Here is a 17,965-nt window from a genome sequence, read left to right on the forward strand (position 1 = left end):
ACCCGCCTGGGTCCCCGACGACCCGATTCAGGTCACACGGCGACTGGTCCCGTTCCGGTATTTGAACCCTCGCGAGCGACGCGTGGGTCCGATGACGCGCCCGTTAAGTGGTTCCGAACCCAGGTCGGGATAATGAGTGGCAGAGCCGTGCGTTACCGAGTCGTCGCCCCCGGACGGGGTGAACGGTAGTGCCCAAGGAGTTCATCGAGGTTCGCGGCGCCGAGGAGAACAACCTCAAGGACCTCGACGTGGAGATCCCCCGCGAGCAGTTCAACGTCGTCACCGGCCTGTCGGGGTCGGGGAAGTCCTCGCTCGCGTTCGACACCGTCTACGCCGAGGGCCAGCGTCGCTACATCGAGTCGCTGTCGGCGTACGCGCGGAACTTCCTCGGACAGATGGACAAGCCGCAGGTCGAGAGCGTCGAGGGGCTCTCGCCGGCCATCTCCATCGACCAGAAGAACGCCGCTAACAACCCCCGATCGACCGTCGGGACGGTCACGGAGCTGCACGACTACCTCCGCCTGCTGTACGCCCGGGTCGGCCACCCGCACTGCCCCGAGTGCGGCCGCGAGGTCGGCGAGCAGTCGGCTCAGCAGATGGTCCGCCGCGTGTTCGAGCTACCGGAGGGCACCCGCGCGATGATCGCCGCGCCGGTCGTGCGCGACCAGAAGGGCGCTTTCGAGGACCTCTTCGACGAGCTCGTCGCCGACGGCTACTCCCGCGTCGAGGTCGACGGCGAGCAGTACGACCTCTCGCTGGAGCGCCCCGAGCTGGACGAGAACTACGACCACACGATCGACGTGATCGTCGACCGCGTGAAGGTCCGCGAGGAGGACCGCTCGCGGATCACCGACTCCGTCGAGACGGCGCTGGAGGAGGCCGACGGCGTCCTGAAGCTGATCCTGCCGGACCCGCCCGAGGGTGACGACCTCGACGTGGACTTCGGCGGCAACGAGTCTCGCTCGACGGGCGACCTCGCCGGCGACGGGGACGACCGCCTCGTCGTGGAGTTCTCCGAGGACCTCGCGTGCACCCACTGCGGCATCGACTTCTCGGAGATCGAGACGCGCTCGTTCTCGTTCAACTCCCCGCACGGCGCCTGCCCCGAGTGTGAGGGCATCGGGTCGACGAAGGAGGTCGACGAGGACCTCGTCGTCACGGACCCGAGCCAGCCGATCAAGCACGTGTTCGAGCCGTGGAGCTACAACCGGTCGTACTACCGCACCCGCCTCGACAACGTCGCCGAGCACTTCGGCGTCGACGTGGAGACGCCGTTCGAGGAGCTGTCGGACTCGGAGCAGCGACAGTTCCTCTACGGCACCGACGAGGAGGTTGAGTTCGAACAGCAGACGCGAAACGGCGTGCGTCGCAAGACCCAGCGGTTCGAGGGCGTCATCCCGAACCTCGAACGGCGTCACGTCGAGACGGACTCCGACCGCACGCGCGAGCACATCGAGGAGTTCATGGCCGTCACCACCTGCCCCGAGTGCGAGGGGACGCGCCTGAAGCCCCAGTCGCGGTCCGTCTACGTCGACGGCACGTCGATCACCGACGTGAACGAGCTGTCGATCGGCGACGCGCTGACGCACTTCGAGGGGATGGAGGAGACGATGAGCGAGCGCGAGCGGACCATCGCCGAGGAGATCCTCAAGGAGATCCGCGCGCGCCTCGGCTTCATGGAGGAGGTCGGGCTGGAGTACCTCACCCTCGACCGCGAGGCGTCGACGCTGTCGGGCGGCGAGAGCCAGCGTATCCGGCTGGCGACGCAGGTCGGCTCCGGACTGGTAGGCGTGCTGTACGTCCTCGACGAGCCGAGCATCGGCCTCCACCAGCGCGACAACGACCGCCTGCTCGACACGCTGGAGGGGCTACGCGACCTCGGGAACACGCTGCTCGTCGTCGAGCACGACGAGGCGACGATGCGCCGGGCGGACAACATCATCGACATCGGGCCCGGGCCGGGCAAGCGCGGCGGCGAGATCGTCGCCCAGGGCGACTTCGACGACATCGTGAACACCGACGAGTCGGTCACGGGCGACTACCTCGCCGGCCGCGAGGTCGTCGAGGTGCCGGGCGGCCGTCGCGACAGCGACGCCGCGCTCACGGTCGAGGGCGCGCGCCAGCACAACCTGAAGGACGTGGACGTGGACATCCCGGTCGGGCAGTTCACCGCCATTACCGGCGTCTCCGGCTCCGGGAAGTCGACGCTCATGCACGACGTGCTGTACAAGGGCCTCGCCCGCGAGATGAACGACAACACCGAGGTCGACCCGGGCGAGCACGACCGCATCTCGGGGATGGACAACATCGAGGGCGTGCGCCTCATCGACCAGTCGCCGATCGGCCGCACGCCGCGCTCGAACCCCGCGACGTACACCGACGTGTTCGACTACATCCGCGAGCTGTTCGCGGAGACCAAGCTGGCGAACCAGCGCGGCTACGACAAGGGTCGCTTCTCGTTCAACGTGAAGGGCGGACGCTGCGAGGAGTGCGGCGGGCAGGGTACCGTCAAGATCGAGATGAACTTCCTGTCGGACGTGCACGTGCCCTGCGAGGAGTGCGGCGGCGCGCGCTACAACGACGAGACGCTCGACGTGACGTACAAGGGGAAGACGATCGCCGACGTGCTCGACATGAGCGTCGAGGAGGCGTACGACTTCTTCGAGTCCCACTCCGGGCTCGAACGCCGGCTCGGCCTGCTGAAGGACGTGGGGCTCGACTACATGCAGCTCGGCCAGCCGTCCACGACGCTCTCTGGCGGCGAGGCCCAGCGCGTGAAGCTCGCCGAGGAGCTGGGCAAGAAGGACGCCGGCGACACCCTCTACCTGCTGGACGAGCCGACGACGGGCCTGCACAAGGCCGACGAGCGCAAGCTCATCGACGTGCTCCACCGGCTCACCGACAAGGGGAACACGGTCGTCGTCATCGAGCACGAGCTCGACCTGGTGAAGAACGCCGACCACATCGTCGATCTGGGTCCCGAGGGCGGCGACGGCGGCGGCGAGGTCGTCGCCGAGGGCACCCCCGAGGCGGTCGCCCGGGTCGCGGCGTCCCATACGGGTCGGTACCTCCGTGACTACCTCCCGGAGGTCGACATGGAGGGCCCCCGCAGCGACCGTCGGATGCCGGCGCTGGCGGCGGACGCGACCGACGCGGACGGCGAGGAGGGTGCCGACGAGGGCGAGGCTGTCGAGGCGCCCGCGACCGACGACTGAGGCGAGGCCGAACGCCGGCGAGGCGGACGCCGTTTCGGACGGTCGTCGGGCGAGGAGGAACGATCAGCCCTCCTCGCCCTCGTCGCCGTCCTCCGGCGTCTCCGGCAACCGAGACGGGTCCGCGTACCCCTCGACCCCTGACGCGCGGAGGTACTCGCGAAGCAGCGTCGGGAACTGTCGCCCGCGGACGTACCGCAGGCCGAACTGGTCGGCCCACGAGATGATGCCGCGGTCCTCGGTGACGACGCCCGCCTCGAGTTCGCGCGCGAGCACGAGGAGGTCGAAGTCCTCGCGGGAGTCGAGCACCCCCTGTCGGAGCGCGCGGCGGTACTTGTCACGGAGGTCCGAGACGACGCGGTCGGCGTCGGACATGTACTCGTGGTCGTCGTCGCCGGCGGGCTCCCCGGCGGTGAGTTGTTCCGGGTCGAGGGCTTCCACCTCCCGAACGGCCTCCTCGGACACGCGCAGTCCCCGGTCCACGCGGTCGTTCATCTCGTCGACGAACTGGTAGACGATATCGGCGGGGATCTGGACGCCGTAGCGGTCGGGGCTCTTGCGGATCACCCACGTGTCGAGCTTCGAGAACACCTCGTCGCTCACGTCCCGGTCCCGCAGCATCGTCGCCAGCTCGTCGTGGATGGACGGCGGCACGTAGCAGGAGGCGTTCAGCTCCAGACGGGCGGTCGCGATCAGGTCGAGCAGTCGCAGCACCGCGTCCTCGACCGACTCGTCCTCACGACGGATCCCCTCGGTGATGAACAGCGACGTGTCGAGGACGAACTGCTGGCGCGGCGGCGTCGCCGGCATACCCGGCGATACCCGGGCGAGCGGCAAAAACCCCGGCGTCGTCATCGTCGGCGCTCGCGTCCCGTCGGAGTCGTCGCCGGCTTTTCGGGCACCGTGTGCGTATCTCTCACACATGGGGAACGCAGCGGAGACGCTGTACGACCGGCTGGATCCCGACGTAACCGACCCCGCGGACCTGGGCGAGCACCTCGAACGCCACGAGCGGCTCGGGCGCGAGTGCGCGGCGCTTCCGGACGCGCGCCACGGGCTCGAACGCGGGACGGTCGTCGTGGACGGCGACGCCGTCGTCCGCGGCTACCCGAGCGTCCCCCGCGCGCTCGTCCTCGATCCGACCGTCTCCGAGCACTTCGACGCCGAGCGGGTCGTCGTCGAGGAGAAGCTCAACGGGTTCAACGTTCGGATCGTCGACCTCGGGGACGGCCAGCCGCTGGCGTTCACCCGGAGCGGCTACCTCTGTCCGTACACGACCGATCGCGCGCGGACGCTGCTCGACCTCGGGGCGTTCTTTCGGGATCACCCTCGGGCGATGGTGTGTGCGGAACTGATCGGGCCGGAGACGCCGTACACGACCCACGACTACGACGGCGTCGACTCCCACGCGTTGCGCGTCTTCGACGTTCGCGACCGGGTCACGGGCGAACCGCTCCCGGTCGACCGGCGACGCGAGCGGTGTGCGTCCTACGGACTCCCGCAACCGCGCGTGTTCGGGGCGTGGGGGCCCGAGTCGGCACCGAGGCACGTCCGACGCGTGATCGAGGACCTCGACGAGCACGGGCGCGAGGGCGTCGTCATGAAGTCGCCGGACGCGACGACGGCGCTGAAGTACACCACCGAGACACACCACCACGCGGAGGTGGCGTACGCGGCGGGAACCCCGTTCGAGCGCGGGCGGGACTTCCTCTTCTCGCGGGTGATGCGGGAGGCGTTCCAGGCGTACGAGTTCGACGAGAACGGCGACCGGCTGCGCGAGCGGGCACACGACCTCGGGGAGTCGCTGCTGGTGCCGTTCGTCGAGACGATCCGCGAGGTCGCCGCCGACGGGGGAGTCGGCGACGAACACGTCGCCCGCGGCGATCCCGAGCACGTCGGCGCGCTGCTCGATCACCTCCGGGCGTTCGGCGTCGAACTCGAGGTGATCGCCGACGAGACCGACGGGGACGATCGGGTCGTCCGGTTCCGAAAGGTCGCCGAGGCGACCCGGGACCGGACGCGTCACTACCTCTCGGGCGGCACGTACGACGAATGACCGCGGACCGTTCCGGTCGACGGTACAGATTTCCCGCGAGCGCCCGACGCGTTCGGTATGGCCACCGTCCACGCCGCGATGCGCGATCACGTCCGTGTCGTCGACCCGGAAGCCGGAACCGTCGCCGCGGCCCCCGACCTCGACGGCCGCGCGCTCGAATGCGTCGCGGTTCACCCCGCCGCCCCCGACCGCGTGTTCGTCGGCACGTTCGAGTCGGGGCTGTGGCGATCGACCGACGACGGCGAGCGGTTTGAGCGCGTCGGCGCCGACGCGCTCGAACAGGACGCGGTGACGGCCGTGACCGTCTCCCCGAACGACCCGGACGTGATCTGGGCCGGGACCGAGCCCTCACGGGTGTACCGCTCGACCGACGGCGGCGAGACGTGGGAACACCGCGACGGCCTCGTCGACCTGCCCTCCAGCGACGGGTGGGCGTTCCCGCCGCGACCGCACACCCACCATGTCCGCTGGATCGAACCCGACCCGCACGACCCCGGACACCTGTACGTCGCCGTCGAGGCCGGCGCGCTCGTGACGACTGACGACGGCGGCGAGACGTGGGACGACCGCGTGCCTGGATCGCGGCGAGACACGCATTCGATGGCGACGCATCCGGACGCCCCGAACCGGGCGTGGGGCGCCGCCGGCGACGGCTACGCGGAGACGGCCGACGGGGGCGAGACCTGGAGCCACCCACAGACCGGTCTCGATCGAACCTACTGCTGGAGCGTCGCCGTCGACGCCGGCGACCCCGACCGCGTACTGGTCTCGGCCGCCCGCGGCGCACGCGAGGCACACACCGCCGCGAGCGCGGAGACGTACGTCTATCGCAGAGTCGGCGACGCCGACTGGGAACGCCTCGACGGCCGCGGCCTGCCGCTCGGCGAGGGCGTCACCCGGCCGGTCCTCGCGGCCGGCGATCCGGGGGAGTTCTACGCGCTCTCGAATCGCGGGCTGTACCGCACGCCGGACGCGGGGGATTCGTGGGACGAAGTCGCGGTCGACTGGCCGGATCGGATCGCGGACCAGACCGCTCGCGGGCTGGCGGTCCTCCCGTAGTCCGTCGTCCATCCTGGCTCGGACGAGGGTTGATACGCCATGACGCGGCCAGCCACCCTATGACCTGACCTTCGCCGCGCGGCGGTCCGCGGGTGCGAGGTCGACGAATCGGAGACCTCGATGCGAGCGGCGCGAGCCGTGAGCGCGTGTGGTCACCCGTCGTGCGTAGGACCCGGCCGCCTGTCAGCCATCGAGGACCCACGAGATATATCTCCGTCCGCGTGCACTCCGAAGTATGTACGACTTCGTCGTGGTCGGCGTGGGTCCGGCGGGCGCGCGCTTCGCCCGGCGGGCCGCGGAGGCCCACTACGACGTGCTCGCCCTCGAGAAGGGGACGGTCGGCGAGCCGTTGGCCTGCTCGGGGCACGTCTCCACCGACATCTGGAACTACGTCCCCGCCGACGCGAAGGAGCGGCTGCTCCAGAACCGGGTGTACGGCGCCGACTTCCACGTCGGCGGACCCGAGTCGTCGAGCGACCGCTTCTACAAGCGCGAGGAGGTGTCGAACGTCATCGACCGCGTCGAGCTGGACCACACGCTAGCGGACGCTGCCCGCGACGCCGGCGCCGACGTGCGAGAGGGCCACACCGTCACGTCGGTCGAGGAGCGGCCGGGCTACGTCGAGGTGACCGCCAGCGTCGGCGGCGACGAGGAGACGTTCGAGGCGCGGATGGTCGCCGGCGCGGACGGGCCCGTCTCCCGGGTCCGCAAGCAACTGGACCTTCCCGAACCGACGGAGACGCTCCACGGCGTGCTCGCGTTCACCGACGAGGCGGACCACGGCGACTACGTGAGCGTGCACCTCACCGCCCCGCGCTTCTTCGCGTGGCGCATCCCCCGCGGCGACGCCGGCGTCGAGTACGGGCTCGCGGCGCCGCCGGGCCACGAGGTCAACGAGCTGTTCGACCGCCTCACCGCGGAGTACGGCGTGGAGACCGACCGCTTCTGCTCGGGAGCGATCCCCATCGGCCCGCCCGCGCGGACGACTGCGAAGCGCGGGTTCCTGCTGGGCGACGCGGCCGCCCAGACGAAGCCGTTCACCGGCGGCGGCATCCTCTACGGGATGCGCGCAGCCGACGTGGCCGCCGATGTCATCGATCCCCAGGACCCGAACACGCTCCCCCGATACGAGGAGGGGTGGCGCGAGGAGTTGAGCAGGGAGATCCGACTGGGTCACTGGATCCGGCGGGCGTACTCACTTCCGGAGCCGGTGCAGCGGGCCGGGCTGTGGGCGCTCTCCGGGGAGATCGGCGTCCACATGGACGAGCCGAGCTCGTTCTTCTCGCGCGAGCACCTGCGGAAGCTGTTCTCGTAGTCGGCGCTGTTCGTGTTGTCGTTGACTTCGGTGCCTTCGTACCCGACTCGACCGATCTGACCGCGACGACGACCGCGGAAGCCCCCGCGTCGCTCGCGGTCGAATCCTCGCTGTGCTCCTCGGCTCGCTCCCTTCGGTCGCTCGCCTGCGGTGCTTACATCGGAGTCTCCCGCGAGCGACGCGGCCCCTTCCAGTCCCACCCGGCAGAAAGTCGATCGAGCGTCGAACCCGGACTCCCGCCCGTGCAGCTTCGGGGAGTCGAGGATCGTCGCGTCCGGCTTGCCCGTCGTTACGTCTGTTCGGTCGCCTCGGGGTACGTAGGTAGCCGCAGCGACCGCGCGCCCCCCTCGACGAACGGGAGGTCGGCGCGCTCGGCGGCGACCTCGTCGCCGTCGACGCGGACCGCGAGGTCGCCGGCGTCAGCGTCGGCGTCGAAGTCGAGATACGCGAGCGCGATCGGCGCGTCGAGCGACGGTGACTCGACCGCGCGAGTGATCTCGCCGACCGAGGCGTCGCCGTCGAATACGGCCGCGCCGGACTCCGGGAGGGCATCGGGGCGGAGGCCGACGAGTCGCTTGCTCGGCCGGCCGCGGTTCTCCACCTTCGAGACGACCTCCTGGCCGACGAAACAGCCTTTCTCGAAGTCGACGGCCGAGCGGACGCCCGCGACGTTCGGCAGGCGACCCCGGAGTTCGGTGTCGAACAGCGGCGTGCCGGCTTCGGCGGTGAGCATGCCCCAGGTGGTGTAGCCGAACGGGGCGGCGTTGAGGCCGCGCGTCAGGAGGGTGTCGAACACGCGTTCGGCCTCGTCGGCGGCACAGACGACCTCGTACCCCTCCTCGCCGGTCGGGTTGTCGCTCGCGATCACCGTGACGCCCACGTCGTTCATCCGCCCGCGGACGAACGTGAGCTCGGGCTCGGGGGAGCCGGCGCCGTTGAGGACGGAGGCGATCTTCTCGGTCGAGGTCGGGCCGTGGACGCCGAAGACGCCGAACTCGTCGCTTGCGTCGCGCAACTGGACGTCGTCGATGAAGACCTTCCCCTCCCAGTCCTCGACGAGCGGCTCGGCGCGGTCGGGGGGCGTGAACAGCAGGAGGCGCTCGCCGGCGTTGTAGACGAACAGCTCGGTCTCGATCGCGCCCTGTGGGTCGAGCAACAGCGTGTAACAGCCCTCGCCGTCCGCGCTCGGGACCCGATTGGAGACGGCGTTGTCGACGAACTCGACGCGGTCGTCGCCCTCGACGATCACGACACCGTAGCCCATCTCGATGGCGCCCACGCCGTTGCGGACGGCGCGGGCGGCGCTGTCCGGCCGACCGTAGTCCGCGACGACCTCGCGGCCGCCGCGGTCGGTGAAGGTGGCGCCGTGGTCGGCGTGCACGTCGGCGACGAGACTCATACGCGTACGCACACCCGCGGACGCCAAAAGGGGAGCGGAAGCGGTGGGTCGGTGTCGACGCCCGAGCGGGAAGCGCTTACAGCCCGAGTCGACGGCGGATCGCATCGAGGAGCCCCGGATCGCCGTCGACCTGCTCGCCCGGGTCGGGAACGACGCGGTCGTCGGGGTAGATGCGCACGCGCCCGTCGGCCTGCTCGATCTCGATGAGCCCGGCCGACTTCAGCGCCGACAGCGCCTCCTCCACCTCGTCGATCGTCGCGTCGACGCCGGACCGGAGCTCCAGCACCGTCATGCCGTCGTCGGCGCGGCCGACGAGCGCGTCGAGAACCGCCACCTCCGTGTCGTCCCTGTCGCGGAACTCGGGCGGCACCCTCATGGACGAGCGATCGCTCGGGTGTGGCTTACGTGTACCGGCGTCGACGGCCCGCAGCCGGGCTCGTCGCCGCCGGCGGCGCGCGTGCCAGGCGTCCGACGCGAGCGAACCCTTTTATGGGTTTGAGCGATTCGTAGGCACAATGGGACTCAGATGTCTCCTCGGCCACGACTTCTCGGAGCCGAGGACGGAACGTGACCGCGAAGTGCGGGGGGACGAGGTCATCACCACCATCACGGAGGTGAAAGAGTGCGGGCGCTGCGGCGAGACGCGCGTCGTCTCCGAGAACAAGGAGGTGACCTCGGCCGGCCGGGGTCGGGCGGACGCGGCGAGCGCTCGGTCCGCGGGATCGGCGGCCGACGGAACCGACGGCATCGACGACGCGACACCGGATGCGACCCCGGACGCGACGACCCCGAACGGGCAGATGTCCGACGCGGCGACGCCCGACGAGTCGACGCCCGATGCCACGACGGCCGACGCGACGCTCGACGATCGGGCGGTCGGCTCGGACGCGCCCGCCGACGGGACGGTCGCGGCCGGCGAGGCCGGCGACGGTGACGCCGCCGACGGAACCGCGGCGCCCGAGGACGGCTTCGACCACCCGACGGCGGAGTCGGCCGACGGCGCCGTCGACGCGGACGTTGACGAGGACGCCGAGATCATCGACGCCGAGGGCGATGCCAGCGGGCAGCCCGCCCAAAGCCGGACCCCGGAGCCGGAGACGAGAGAACGCGGGCACGGCGAGTGGCCGGACGCCGACGCGAACCGCCGCGGCGACGACCCGTCGGGCGATCCCGACTCGGCGGAGTGGCCCGACGCGGAGGGCGCCCCCCGTCCCGCCGAGGGCGAGGACGAGGACGTGGAGTTCATCGGCGACGACGACCCGGCACCCGAGGACGACGCCGCGAGCGAGGCCCGGACGGACGTGGTTCCGGACGCGAAGCGAGCCGACGAGCCGGGTGCGGCCGCCGACCCGACCGACGAGGACGCGGAGTTCATCGACAGCGACGGCCCGGGCGACTGGCCCGAGCGGGCGGGCGAGGACGAGGGCTACGACGCCGAGCTCGGCGGCGACGACGAGGGGGTCTCCGTCGACGGCAACCTCACCCCGCAGGTCGACCCCGAGGTCAGCGAACGGGAGGACGTGGAGTTCATCGAGGCCGACGCCGAGGCGGCCGTCGACGAGCGATCCGCCGCTCCGGCCTCGGCCGACGACGCGCACGGCGGCACCGGCGCCGACGAGGTCGCCGGCGGCACCGGGCCCGCGTCGGACGCCGGTGGCACCGAGCGCGGGTCGAACACCGGCGGTTCCGGTCCCTCGGCGTCCAACGTCGAGCTACGGACGACCGTCGACAACGTCGACACCGTCTACGTCTGCCCCGACTGCGGAAACAACGAGCCCGTCGGCGCCTCCTCGATGCGCGCCGGCGACATCTGTCCCGAGTGCAAGCGCGGGTACATCGAGGAGCGCGAGATCCGGTAGCCCGGTCCGTTCGACAGGGACCTCGCCGTCCGCGCGTCGGGCGTTCCGAGACGCTCGATATCGGGCGTCGTACGGCCGTCACGGACGGACGCGTCCGATCGCCGTCTGACGAAACGTGTTTACCGGACCCGGGCAAACGGGCGGGCATGAAGGAGTACAAGATGCGTCGCGGCGAGCACCTCGAGGACCGGATGCCCGACCTGAAGGGCGAGATCGAAGAGCGGTTCGGCCCGGTCGCGGGCACCGAGGAGTTCGACGGCCACGAGCTGTACGTCGTCGAGGACCCCGACAACCCCGTGTTCGAGCGCATCGTCGCCGGCGCGGCGTCGTACTCGGGCAAGAAGGACAAGCTCGCCGTCCACTTCGAGGAGCGCCCCGCCGAGGAGGTCATCGCCGAGGGCAACGCCGACGCCGCCGCCGACGCGGTCGACGCGAAGAACTCGTTCCTGCTCGATGCGACCGGCCGCGACGCCAAGTCGCGTCGCGAATCGCTGAAACGCGAGGTCGAGGACGACGCACCCGACTACTGATTCTCCCCGTTCCCCGCCCGGGGGCCGACCGTCGTCGAGGTCGACATCGACCGTTCCTGTCCGGTCCTCGACCGGTCACTGTGCCGTGTTTCGATCGCCGAGTAGTCCCCCGCCTGCGCCGCCGCTGAATTCTGTCCTCGGTCGATCGACTGAACCTCCTCGACTCCGAGATCGCCCGGCTCGACGCGTCATAATCGTTCATTCGATATCGAGTAAAGTTTCGCGATAGGTTTTTTACACCCGGGCTCGTATCGAGCCGTATGAGCATCGAGACGATACTGCTGACGGTGAAGCGAGACGACGGCGACCGACTGGACTACGTGACCCGGGAGGCGATCGAACTGGCCGAACAGACCGGCGCGAACATCGTCGTCGGGCACGCGTTCGAGAGCCAGTCCGACGTGGACGAGGCGCTCACGCGGCTTGAGGGCGTCGACGGCACTCCCAACGACGTGGCCCGTCGCCTCGGAGGCGTCCGCCGCGCGACGAAGGCGATCGAGGCCGCCGGCGTCGAGTTCCAGGTCGAGGGCGTCGTCGGCGACCCCGGGGAGGCCATCGCGGACCTCGCCGAGCGCGTCGGCGCCGACCGCGTGTTCGTCGGCGGTCGCAGCCGCTCGCCGACGGGGAAGGCGGTCTTCGGGTCGACCGCCCAGCAGATCCTCCTGTCTGCGCCGTGTCCCGTGACGTTCGTCCGCGAGGAGTAACGCCAGCCCGTCTCGGGCGCTCCCGTCGGCGATCCACTCGCGGCCGTGTGAGAAAGCGGTATCCGTAAGTGCGGGCGCTCGGACACACGAACGATGGCCTACTACGTGGGCGTGGACCTGGGGGCCACGAACCTCCGCGCCGTCGTCGGCGACGACCGGGCGGAGGTTCTCGCGCGTGCGGAGACCGCCACTCCGCGAACCTCCGGCATCGCGATCACCGAGGCAGTCCTGCGCGTCGTCCGCGAGGCGTGCGCGGAGGTCGGCCTCGACCCCGGGGACGCGACGGCGGCGGGGATCGCCTCCATCGGTCCGCTCGATCTCGCGGAGGGGATCATCGACGGTCCGGCGAACGTCCCCGGCATCGGACAGGTCCCGCTGGTCGGCCCGCTGCGCGAACTGCTCGACACCGAGCGGGTACACCTCCACAACGACACCATCGCGGGCGTCATCGGCGAGCGCTTCCACAGCGACCGCAACCCCGACGACATGGCGTACGTCACCATCTCCTCGGGGCTGGGCGCCGGCGTCTGCGTCGACGGCCACGTCCTCTCGGGGTGGGACGGCAACGCGGGCGAGGTCGGCCACATGGTCGTCGACCCCGACGGCAGGATGACCTGTGGCTGTGGCCGGGACGGCCACTGGGAGGCGTACTGCTCGGGGAACAACATCCCGAAGTACGCCAGACACCTCGGCCACACGGAGGCCGCGGACGTGCCGACGGACCTCCCGATCGACGACCCCGACTTCTCCGCAGTCGACGTGTTCGAGGCGCACGGCTCCGACCCGCTGGCCGACCGCGTCATCGACCGCGTCGCCGACTGGAACGTGATCGGCTTCACGAACCTCGCGAACGCGTACGCGCCGCTGGTGGTGCGTGTCGGCGGCGCCGTCGCGCTCAACAACCCCGAGGTCGTGCTCGACCCCGTCCGCGAGCGTCTGGAGGAGACCACCTTCGTCAACGTCCCCGACGTGCGCCTCACCGACATGGGCGACGACGTGGTCGTCAAGGGCGCGCTCGCGTCCGCCATCACCGGCGGCACCGGCGATCGCACGGCGTAGCTCCCCGGTTCGATCGCTTCGTCCGGGCCGACGGTGACGCTTCAGTCGCCCCGACGGTGACGCTTCGTTCGCCCAGAGGGTGGCGCTTCGTTCGGACCGACGACGCTTGCCGCTAGCCATATCCGGCTCGGCCCCGACCGGACGGTATGCGACGCCGTCGCGTCCTCCGCGCCGCCGGGGCGGCCCTCGGCACGGGCGCCATCGCCAGTTCGGCCGGTCGGTCCCCTCCCGTCGCCGTCGCGGGCGCACACTCGACGCCCGACAGCGACGGCACCGCAGACGGTACCGGTGACGGCTCCGGCGACGCTGCAGGGGACGGTTCCGACGGGGGGGCGTACGGCCCGATGGGATCCGTCGAGGTCGCCGGCACGCGCGAGGCCGTCGTCTCCGAGGACGGGAGCGTCGCCTACCTCGCGCTCGGCGACGGCTACGCCACGGTCGATGTCTCGGATCCGTCGGCCCCGGCGGTGCTTGCCGAGCGGCGGGACCGCCTCGCCGAGCGCGAGAACGGCCCGCTGCGCGGCCTCGACGACGTTGCGGTCTCGGGGGACCGGATCGCGGTCGTCGGCCCGGCGAACCCCCGCGACGGTGTTCCGTCGGGCGTGCTCGTCGTCGATGTCTCCGACCCGGCGGACCCCCGGGAGACCGGCTTCTACGACACCGACTTCCCGATCCACAACGCCGACATCGACGGCCCCCACTGCTATCTCACGGGCAACGGCGCGGCCGACAACGCCCTCGTCGTCGTCGACGTGGCCGCCGGCGAGGAGGTCGCCCGCTGGTCGCTGTTCGACGCCGACGACTCCTGGCGCGACGTCTCGCGCGCGCTCCGGCCGATCCACGACGTGACCGTCCGCGACGGCGTCGCCGCCGTCGCCTACTGGGACGCCGGCACGTACCTGCTCGACGTGTCCGAGCCGTCGAGCCCCGCCCTGCTGGGCGCCGTCGACCCCGGCGACCCCGCCGACCTGCGCGACCCGCCGCCGCGCTCGGGGACCGTGCCGCCCGGCAACCACCACGTCGCGGTGCTCGCGCCCGGCGGCGACGTCCTCGCGGTCGGCCGCGAGAGCTGGGCCGTCGAGCACGACGGCGACCTGATCGGCGGGCCCAGCGGCGTCGACCTGTACGACGTGTCCGACACGGGCGACCCCACCCACCTGTCGAGCATCGAACCGCCGCCGTCGCCCGACCCGCGGTTCGGCGGGACGTGGACGACCGCGCACAACCTGGACCTGACCGGCGACACGCTGTACTCCTCGTGGTATCAGGGCGGCGTGAAGCGCCACGACGTGTCCGACCCGGCGAACCCGGTCGAGGAGACGTGGTGGGCGGACCCCGACGCGACCCGCTTTTGGGGCGCCGTGCTCGCGGTCCCCGGCGAGTTCTTCGTCGCGCCGTCGATGGGGACCCGCGACGGCGCACCCGCGGGGCTGTGGACGTTCCCCGACCGCGCGGGCGTCGGCGGCGACCGCTCGCGGCTGGACGGGGAGACCGCCGGGACCGCGCCGGCAGCGACTGGGTCGACGCCGACGGACACCGACGCGGCGTCCGGGACAGGGGAATCGTCGCCGGACACGTCGTCGGACTCCAGCGCGGCTGCCCCCGGCTTCGGCGTCGCGAGCGCGGTCGCGGGTGCGGGCGTCGCCGCCGCGCTCGCCGGACGGCGGTCGGCTCGCCGCGGCGACGAGGGGGACGAGGGCCCGGGCGACACCGAGTGACTCGCCCCCCGGAGGCGCGATCCGTCCACAACGACCGTGAGGGTGTTTCTTTCGGGCGGTCGGCGGGTCCCGCAACCGCAAGCTTTCAACCCTCCGGCCACCAACTCGAAGTAATGAGCGACCTCGCGGAGCGCGTCGAGACGTGGATGGTCGGACAGATGCCGATCATCCAGATGCACGGCGGGACGAGCGTCGTGCGCGAGGCCGACGCCGAAGAGGGCGTCGTCGTGGTCGAACTCGGCGGCACCTGCTCGGGCTGTGGCATCTCGGACATCACCGCACAGAACATCAAACGGGACCTGATCATGGACTTCGACGAGGTCGAGGAGGTCCACGTGAAGGTGCCCGATACCGGCGAGATGGGCTCCAGCACCGTCGAGGGCGGCCGCGGCGGCGACCTCCAGTACTCGACGGAGTCGTCCGACCACTTCTGAGGCGGCCGCGGCGGTACCGCTTTCATCCCGGCCGCCGCCGGTTCACGCGTGCCGAGCGAACGCGAGCGGATGGTGTCCGGCGAGCCGTACGACCCCGACGACCCCGAGCTGGTCGCCGCCCGCCGGCGCGCGCGAACCCTCACGAGCGAGTACAACGACACCGGACCCGAGGAGCCCGAACGCCGCCGCGACCTCCTCGCGGAGCTGTTCGGCGCGGTCGGCGACGGCGTCGCCGTCGAACCGCCGTTCCGCTGCGATTACGGCGACAACGTCGCCGTCGGCGACGAGTTCTTCGCCAACTTCGACTGCGTGATCCTCGACGTGGCGCCGGTCGAGTTCGGCGACCACTGCCAGCTCGGACCGGGCGTTCACGTCTACACCGCGACGCACCCGATGGACGCCGAGGAGCGACGGGGAAGGGAATCCGGCGAGCCGGTGACCGTCGGGGACGATGTCTGGATCGGCGGCAACGCGGTCATCAATCCCGGCGTCACCGTGGGCGACCGCGCGGTGGTCGGCTCCGGCGCGGTCGTCACCCGGGACGTGCCGCCGGACACGTTCGTCGGCGGCAACCCGGCGCGGGTGATCCGAGAGTTGGAGTGAGCGAGGTCGCAGCCGAACCGACTTACAGCGCCCGTTCCAGCGCCGACGCGACGCTGCGGGCCTTCTCGGCCAGTTCCTCGGTGAGCTCGCCGCGCTCGACCGCATCGTCGAGCTCGTCGTCGTCGACGCGCTCGACGCGGCCGTCGCCGTGTTTGACCACGTCGACGTGGAGGTCGACGTAGCGCACGGCCTCGGGGAACGCCTCGACGGGCGTGCAGACGTTCACGTACGTGCCCTTGCGCTCGCCGTCCTCGTCGCGGTAGACGGTCGGGTACCACCACCGACCCTCGCGGAACGTGGTCGTCGCCACGTCGCCGGCCTCGCGTCGGGCGTCGAGCGCGTCGTAGCTGCCGCCGGCGGTCATCCGCCGCTCGACCGTGACCGAGCCGTCCGATGGGTCGAGGTCGGTCACCTCGCCGCGCCCGAGGACGATGAGTCGCCCGTCGGGCTTCCCGTGACCGATGGCGATCCGGTCGCCCACGTGCGGGCCGAACTGGTCGGCGACGACGCCGAACGGGAAGTCCGTGTCGTCGTCGGGGTCGCGCGCGAACCCGCCGGCGGCGACGAGCGCCTCCGCGAGGTCGACGCCGGCGGAGGCCGATCGCGAGGCCGCCTTCGTGCGGTGGTGGCCGGGCATCGTCGTCGTCACCTCGCGGCGCAGGTCGTCGAGCGCGAAGCGACAGTCCCGGCCGAACCACACCCACGCGCCGGCGGTCGGGGCGGCGAGCGGTCCCGGTTCCCCCTGCGGCTCCTCCAGCGCGTCGTCGAGCGTCCGCGCGTGGTCGCTCGCTCGCGCCAGCGCGTCGCCGAGGGCGTCCATGTCGGCGTCGCGGGCGTCCCGGCCCCACTCGATCCCCCAGCCGTCGGGTACGTCGACCGAGAGCAGGTCGGTCATCCCCGCCAGTTCCCGCGCCGCCGCGTCGTCGGCGCCGTCGACGCGGACGCCCTCGCGGCCGGGGACGAGCGTCGCGAGGCCGGCCATCGCGCGGATCCGCGTGTCGAGGACCGGCCGGTCGTCCTCCCAGGGGGCCGCCGGGTCGAGCACCTGCACGCGGAGGGTGTCGTCCTCGCCGACGTAGCCGTCGGCGTTGTCGAACGGCAGGTACCCCTCGGCGCCCGACTCGCCCAGATCGACGACGGCCCCGCCCCCGAGCGTCTCGCTCACGACGCCGTCGAACACCGCGCCGAGGGGCGCGAGGTCGTCCCACGCCAGCGCGTCCAGGCCCAGGTCGAGCAGGTGCTCGCGCAGCGTCGCCACCGCGTCCGGGTCGCCGGCGACGCCGACCCCCTGGCGGTCCTCGGTCGTCTCCACGCTCGCGTCGTGGTCGGCGGCGGGGAGGTCGGCGTCGAAGCGCCGCCGGATCGGGGGACTCGCCTGCACCACGCTGTGCCCGGCGGAAAGCAGCGACCGGGTGAGCGCCGTCGTGTAGATGCCGCGGACGCGAACGCGGTGGCTCGCGGGCCCGGCACCTGCGCCGTCGTCGCCGCCGGGGTTCTCGCCGCGGTCGCCCCCGCCGCCGCTCATAGCGCCTCTGGGTCGCGGGCGAAGCGAACGCGGTCGTTGACGGTGTGCCCGAGCGTCAGCTCGACGACCTCGTCGTTCAGCACGCGGCCGTCCTCGACGGGGACGCCCCAGCGGTCGAACTTCAGATATCCTCGGAGGTCCGCCGCGTGGGTGTACACGTCGAGGTGATCCACGTCGTGCTCGCGGAGCCCGCCGTCGCTGTGGGCGGTGCTCATGTCCGAGTGGTACGTCCCGCCGCCCTCGAAGAAGTCGGCGAGGTCGGCGGCCGCCTCGTCGACCGCGTCGGCGACGAGGTCGGAGGCGGCGTCGAGGTCGTCGGCGTCGAGCCCGACCTCGCGGAGCGCTGCCTGTTCGCGCGGGTCGAAGTGCATACCGCGGCTTCGGCGGGGCACGTGTCAAACGTACCGGTCCTGCGAAGCGAGGGGACCCGCTACCGATCCAGCAGGCCGGCCGACGCGTCGACCACGGGGGCCGGCCACGGGGCCTGATCCC

Annotated in this window: 16 protein-coding genes; 11 read left to right on the plus strand and 5 right to left on the minus strand. The window is 71.5% G+C overall.

The genetic code is table 11. From position 1 onward, the window contains the following. The first annotated feature begins 188 nt into the window (after nt 1-188). Nucleotides 189-3,215 (plus strand): excinuclease ABC subunit UvrA, encoded by a 3,027-nt coding sequence (gene uvrA / locus K6T36_RS12230; RefSeq protein WP_222921526.1) that lies wholly within the window; start codon nt 189-191, stop codon nt 3,213-3,215. A gap of 63 nt (nt 3,216-3,278) precedes the next feature. Here uvrA and K6T36_RS12235 read toward each other — a convergent pair whose 3' ends face one another. Continuing rightward, a complete protein-coding gene (locus tag K6T36_RS12235) occupies nt 3,279-4,022 on the minus strand; it encodes an RNA ligase partner protein (protein WP_222921527.1) in 744 nt (247 codons plus the stop codon). Between the two features lie 112 nt (nt 4,023-4,134). Between K6T36_RS12235 and K6T36_RS12240 the strand changes: the two genes are divergently transcribed. The 3 genes from K6T36_RS12240 to K6T36_RS12250 all read left to right on the plus strand — a co-directional run bounded on the left by K6T36_RS12240 (nt 4,135) and on the right by K6T36_RS12250 (nt 7,642). Next, a complete protein-coding gene (locus tag K6T36_RS12240; protein WP_222921528.1) occupies nt 4,135-5,268 on the plus strand; it encodes an RNA ligase in 1,134 nt (377 codons plus the stop codon). 57 nt (nt 5,269-5,325) lie between these two features. Beyond that, nucleotides 5,326-6,327 carry a WD40/YVTN/BNR-like repeat-containing protein gene (locus K6T36_RS12245; protein WP_222921529.1) on the plus strand — a complete coding sequence of 334 codons (1,002 nt, stop codon included), beginning with the start codon at nt 5,326-5,328 and terminating at the stop codon, nt 6,325-6,327. Nucleotides 6,328-6,562: 235 nt separating this feature from the next. Further along, entirely contained in the window at nt 6,563-7,642 is a 1,080-nt protein-coding gene (locus tag K6T36_RS12250) for a geranylgeranyl reductase family protein (protein ID WP_222921530.1), read from the plus strand. Nucleotides 7,643-7,931: 289 nt separating this feature from the next. On the opposite strand, the gene ygfZ is transcribed toward K6T36_RS12250, so the two are convergent. Together ygfZ and K6T36_RS12260 are read right to left on the minus strand one after the other, a co-directional pair. Further along, a complete protein-coding gene (ygfZ, locus tag K6T36_RS12255) occupies nt 7,932-9,041 on the minus strand; it encodes a CAF17-like 4Fe-4S cluster assembly/insertion protein YgfZ (RefSeq protein WP_222921531.1) in 1,110 nt (369 codons plus the stop codon). Nucleotides 9,042-9,117: 76 nt separating this feature from the next. Continuing rightward, complete coding sequence (locus K6T36_RS12260) at nt 9,118-9,417, minus strand: DUF6432 family protein (RefSeq protein ID WP_222921532.1); 300 nt, start codon at nt 9,415-9,417, stop codon at nt 9,118-9,120. A gap of 139 nt (nt 9,418-9,556) precedes the next feature. Between K6T36_RS12260 and K6T36_RS12265 the strand changes: the two genes are divergently transcribed. From K6T36_RS12265 to K6T36_RS12295, 7 genes are all read left to right on the plus strand, one after another. Further along, a complete protein-coding gene (locus K6T36_RS12265; protein WP_222921533.1) occupies nt 9,557-10,900 on the plus strand; it encodes a DUF7093 family protein in 1,344 nt (447 codons plus the stop codon). Nucleotides 10,901-11,046: 146 nt separating this feature from the next. Further along, nucleotides 11,047-11,430 (plus strand): DUF5611 family protein, encoded by a 384-nt coding sequence (locus tag K6T36_RS12270; RefSeq protein ID WP_222921534.1) that lies wholly within the window; start codon nt 11,047-11,049, stop codon nt 11,428-11,430. A 260-nt stretch (nt 11,431-11,690) separates the two neighbouring features. After that, nucleotides 11,691-12,134: a universal stress protein gene (locus tag K6T36_RS12275; protein WP_222921535.1), complete on the plus strand. Its 444-nt coding sequence runs from the start codon at nt 11,691-11,693 to the stop codon at nt 12,132-12,134. Between the two features lie 93 nt (nt 12,135-12,227). Continuing rightward, on the plus strand, nt 12,228-13,193 hold the full coding sequence (locus K6T36_RS12280) for an ROK family protein (protein WP_222921536.1): 966 nt from the start codon (nt 12,228-12,230) through the stop codon (nt 13,191-13,193). Between the two features lie 146 nt (nt 13,194-13,339). Next, a complete protein-coding gene (locus tag K6T36_RS12285; RefSeq protein WP_222921537.1) occupies nt 13,340-14,911 on the plus strand; it encodes an LVIVD repeat-containing protein in 1,572 nt (523 codons plus the stop codon). 113 nt (nt 14,912-15,024) lie between these two features. Continuing rightward, a complete protein-coding gene (locus K6T36_RS12290; protein WP_222606848.1) occupies nt 15,025-15,345 on the plus strand; it encodes a NifU family protein in 321 nt (106 codons plus the stop codon). 48 nt (nt 15,346-15,393) lie between these two features. After that, on the plus strand, nt 15,394-15,948 hold the full coding sequence (locus K6T36_RS12295) for a sugar O-acetyltransferase (RefSeq protein WP_222921538.1): 555 nt from the start codon (nt 15,394-15,396) through the stop codon (nt 15,946-15,948). 22 nt (nt 15,949-15,970) lie between these two features. Here the strand turns inward: K6T36_RS12295 and K6T36_RS12300 are convergent, their stop codons facing one another. Both K6T36_RS12300 and K6T36_RS12305 read right to left on the minus strand, forming a co-directional pair. Further along, nucleotides 15,971-17,473 (minus strand): ribonuclease FAU-1 family protein, encoded by a 1,503-nt coding sequence (locus K6T36_RS12300; RefSeq protein WP_222921539.1) that lies wholly within the window; start codon nt 17,471-17,473, stop codon nt 15,971-15,973. Further along, nucleotides 17,470-17,844 carry a DUF7532 family protein gene (locus K6T36_RS12305; RefSeq protein ID WP_222921540.1) on the minus strand — a complete coding sequence of 125 codons (375 nt, stop codon included), beginning with the start codon at nt 17,842-17,844 and terminating at the stop codon, nt 17,470-17,472. The genes K6T36_RS12300 and K6T36_RS12305 overlap by 4 nt, the downstream gene beginning before the upstream one ends. Between the last annotated feature and the right edge of the window lie 121 nt (nt 17,845-17,965).

It is taken from the genome of Halobaculum roseum (assembly GCF_019880245.1).
Taxonomy (GTDB): Archaea; Halobacteriota; Halobacteria; order Halobacteriales; family Haloferacaceae; genus Halobaculum; species Halobaculum roseum.

Bases quoted from the DNA above. Each gene is read 5' to 3' on its own strand.
- K6T36_RS12260 (WP_222921532.1), bottom strand. From the start codon at position 9,417: ATGAGGGTGCCGCCCGAGTTCCGCGACAGGGACGACACGGAGGTGGCG.
- K6T36_RS12270 (WP_222921534.1), top strand. From the start codon at position 11,047: ATGAAGGAGTACAAGATGCGTCGCGGCGAGCACCTCGAGGACCGGATG.
- K6T36_RS12235 (WP_222921527.1), bottom strand. From the start codon at position 4,022: ATGCCGGCGACGCCGCCGCGCCAGCAGTTCGTCCTCGACACGTCGCTG.
- ygfZ (WP_222921531.1), bottom strand. From the start codon at position 9,041: ATGAGTCTCGTCGCCGACGTGCACGCCGACCACGGCGCCACCTTCACC.
- K6T36_RS12290 (WP_222606848.1), top strand. From the start codon at position 15,025: ATGAGCGACCTCGCGGAGCGCGTCGAGACGTGGATGGTCGGACAGATG.
- K6T36_RS12275 (WP_222921535.1), top strand. From the start codon at position 11,691: ATGAGCATCGAGACGATACTGCTGACGGTGAAGCGAGACGACGGCGAC.
- K6T36_RS12285 (WP_222921537.1), top strand. From the start codon at position 13,340: ATGCGACGCCGTCGCGTCCTCCGCGCCGCCGGGGCGGCCCTCGGCACG.
- K6T36_RS12265 (WP_222921533.1), top strand. From the start codon at position 9,557: ATGGGACTCAGATGTCTCCTCGGCCACGACTTCTCGGAGCCGAGGACG.
- K6T36_RS12240 (WP_222921528.1), top strand. From the start codon at position 4,135: ATGGGGAACGCAGCGGAGACGCTGTACGACCGGCTGGATCCCGACGTA.
- K6T36_RS12250 (WP_222921530.1), top strand. From the start codon at position 6,563: ATGTACGACTTCGTCGTGGTCGGCGTGGGTCCGGCGGGCGCGCGCTTC.
- K6T36_RS12245 (WP_222921529.1), top strand. From the start codon at position 5,326: ATGGCCACCGTCCACGCCGCGATGCGCGATCACGTCCGTGTCGTCGAC.
- K6T36_RS12305 (WP_222921540.1), bottom strand. From the start codon at position 17,844: ATGCACTTCGACCCGCGCGAACAGGCAGCGCTCCGCGAGGTCGGGCTC.
- K6T36_RS12300 (WP_222921539.1), bottom strand. From the start codon at position 17,473: ATGAGCGGCGGCGGGGGCGACCGCGGCGAGAACCCCGGCGGCGACGAC.
- K6T36_RS12280 (WP_222921536.1), top strand. From the start codon at position 12,228: ATGGCCTACTACGTGGGCGTGGACCTGGGGGCCACGAACCTCCGCGCC.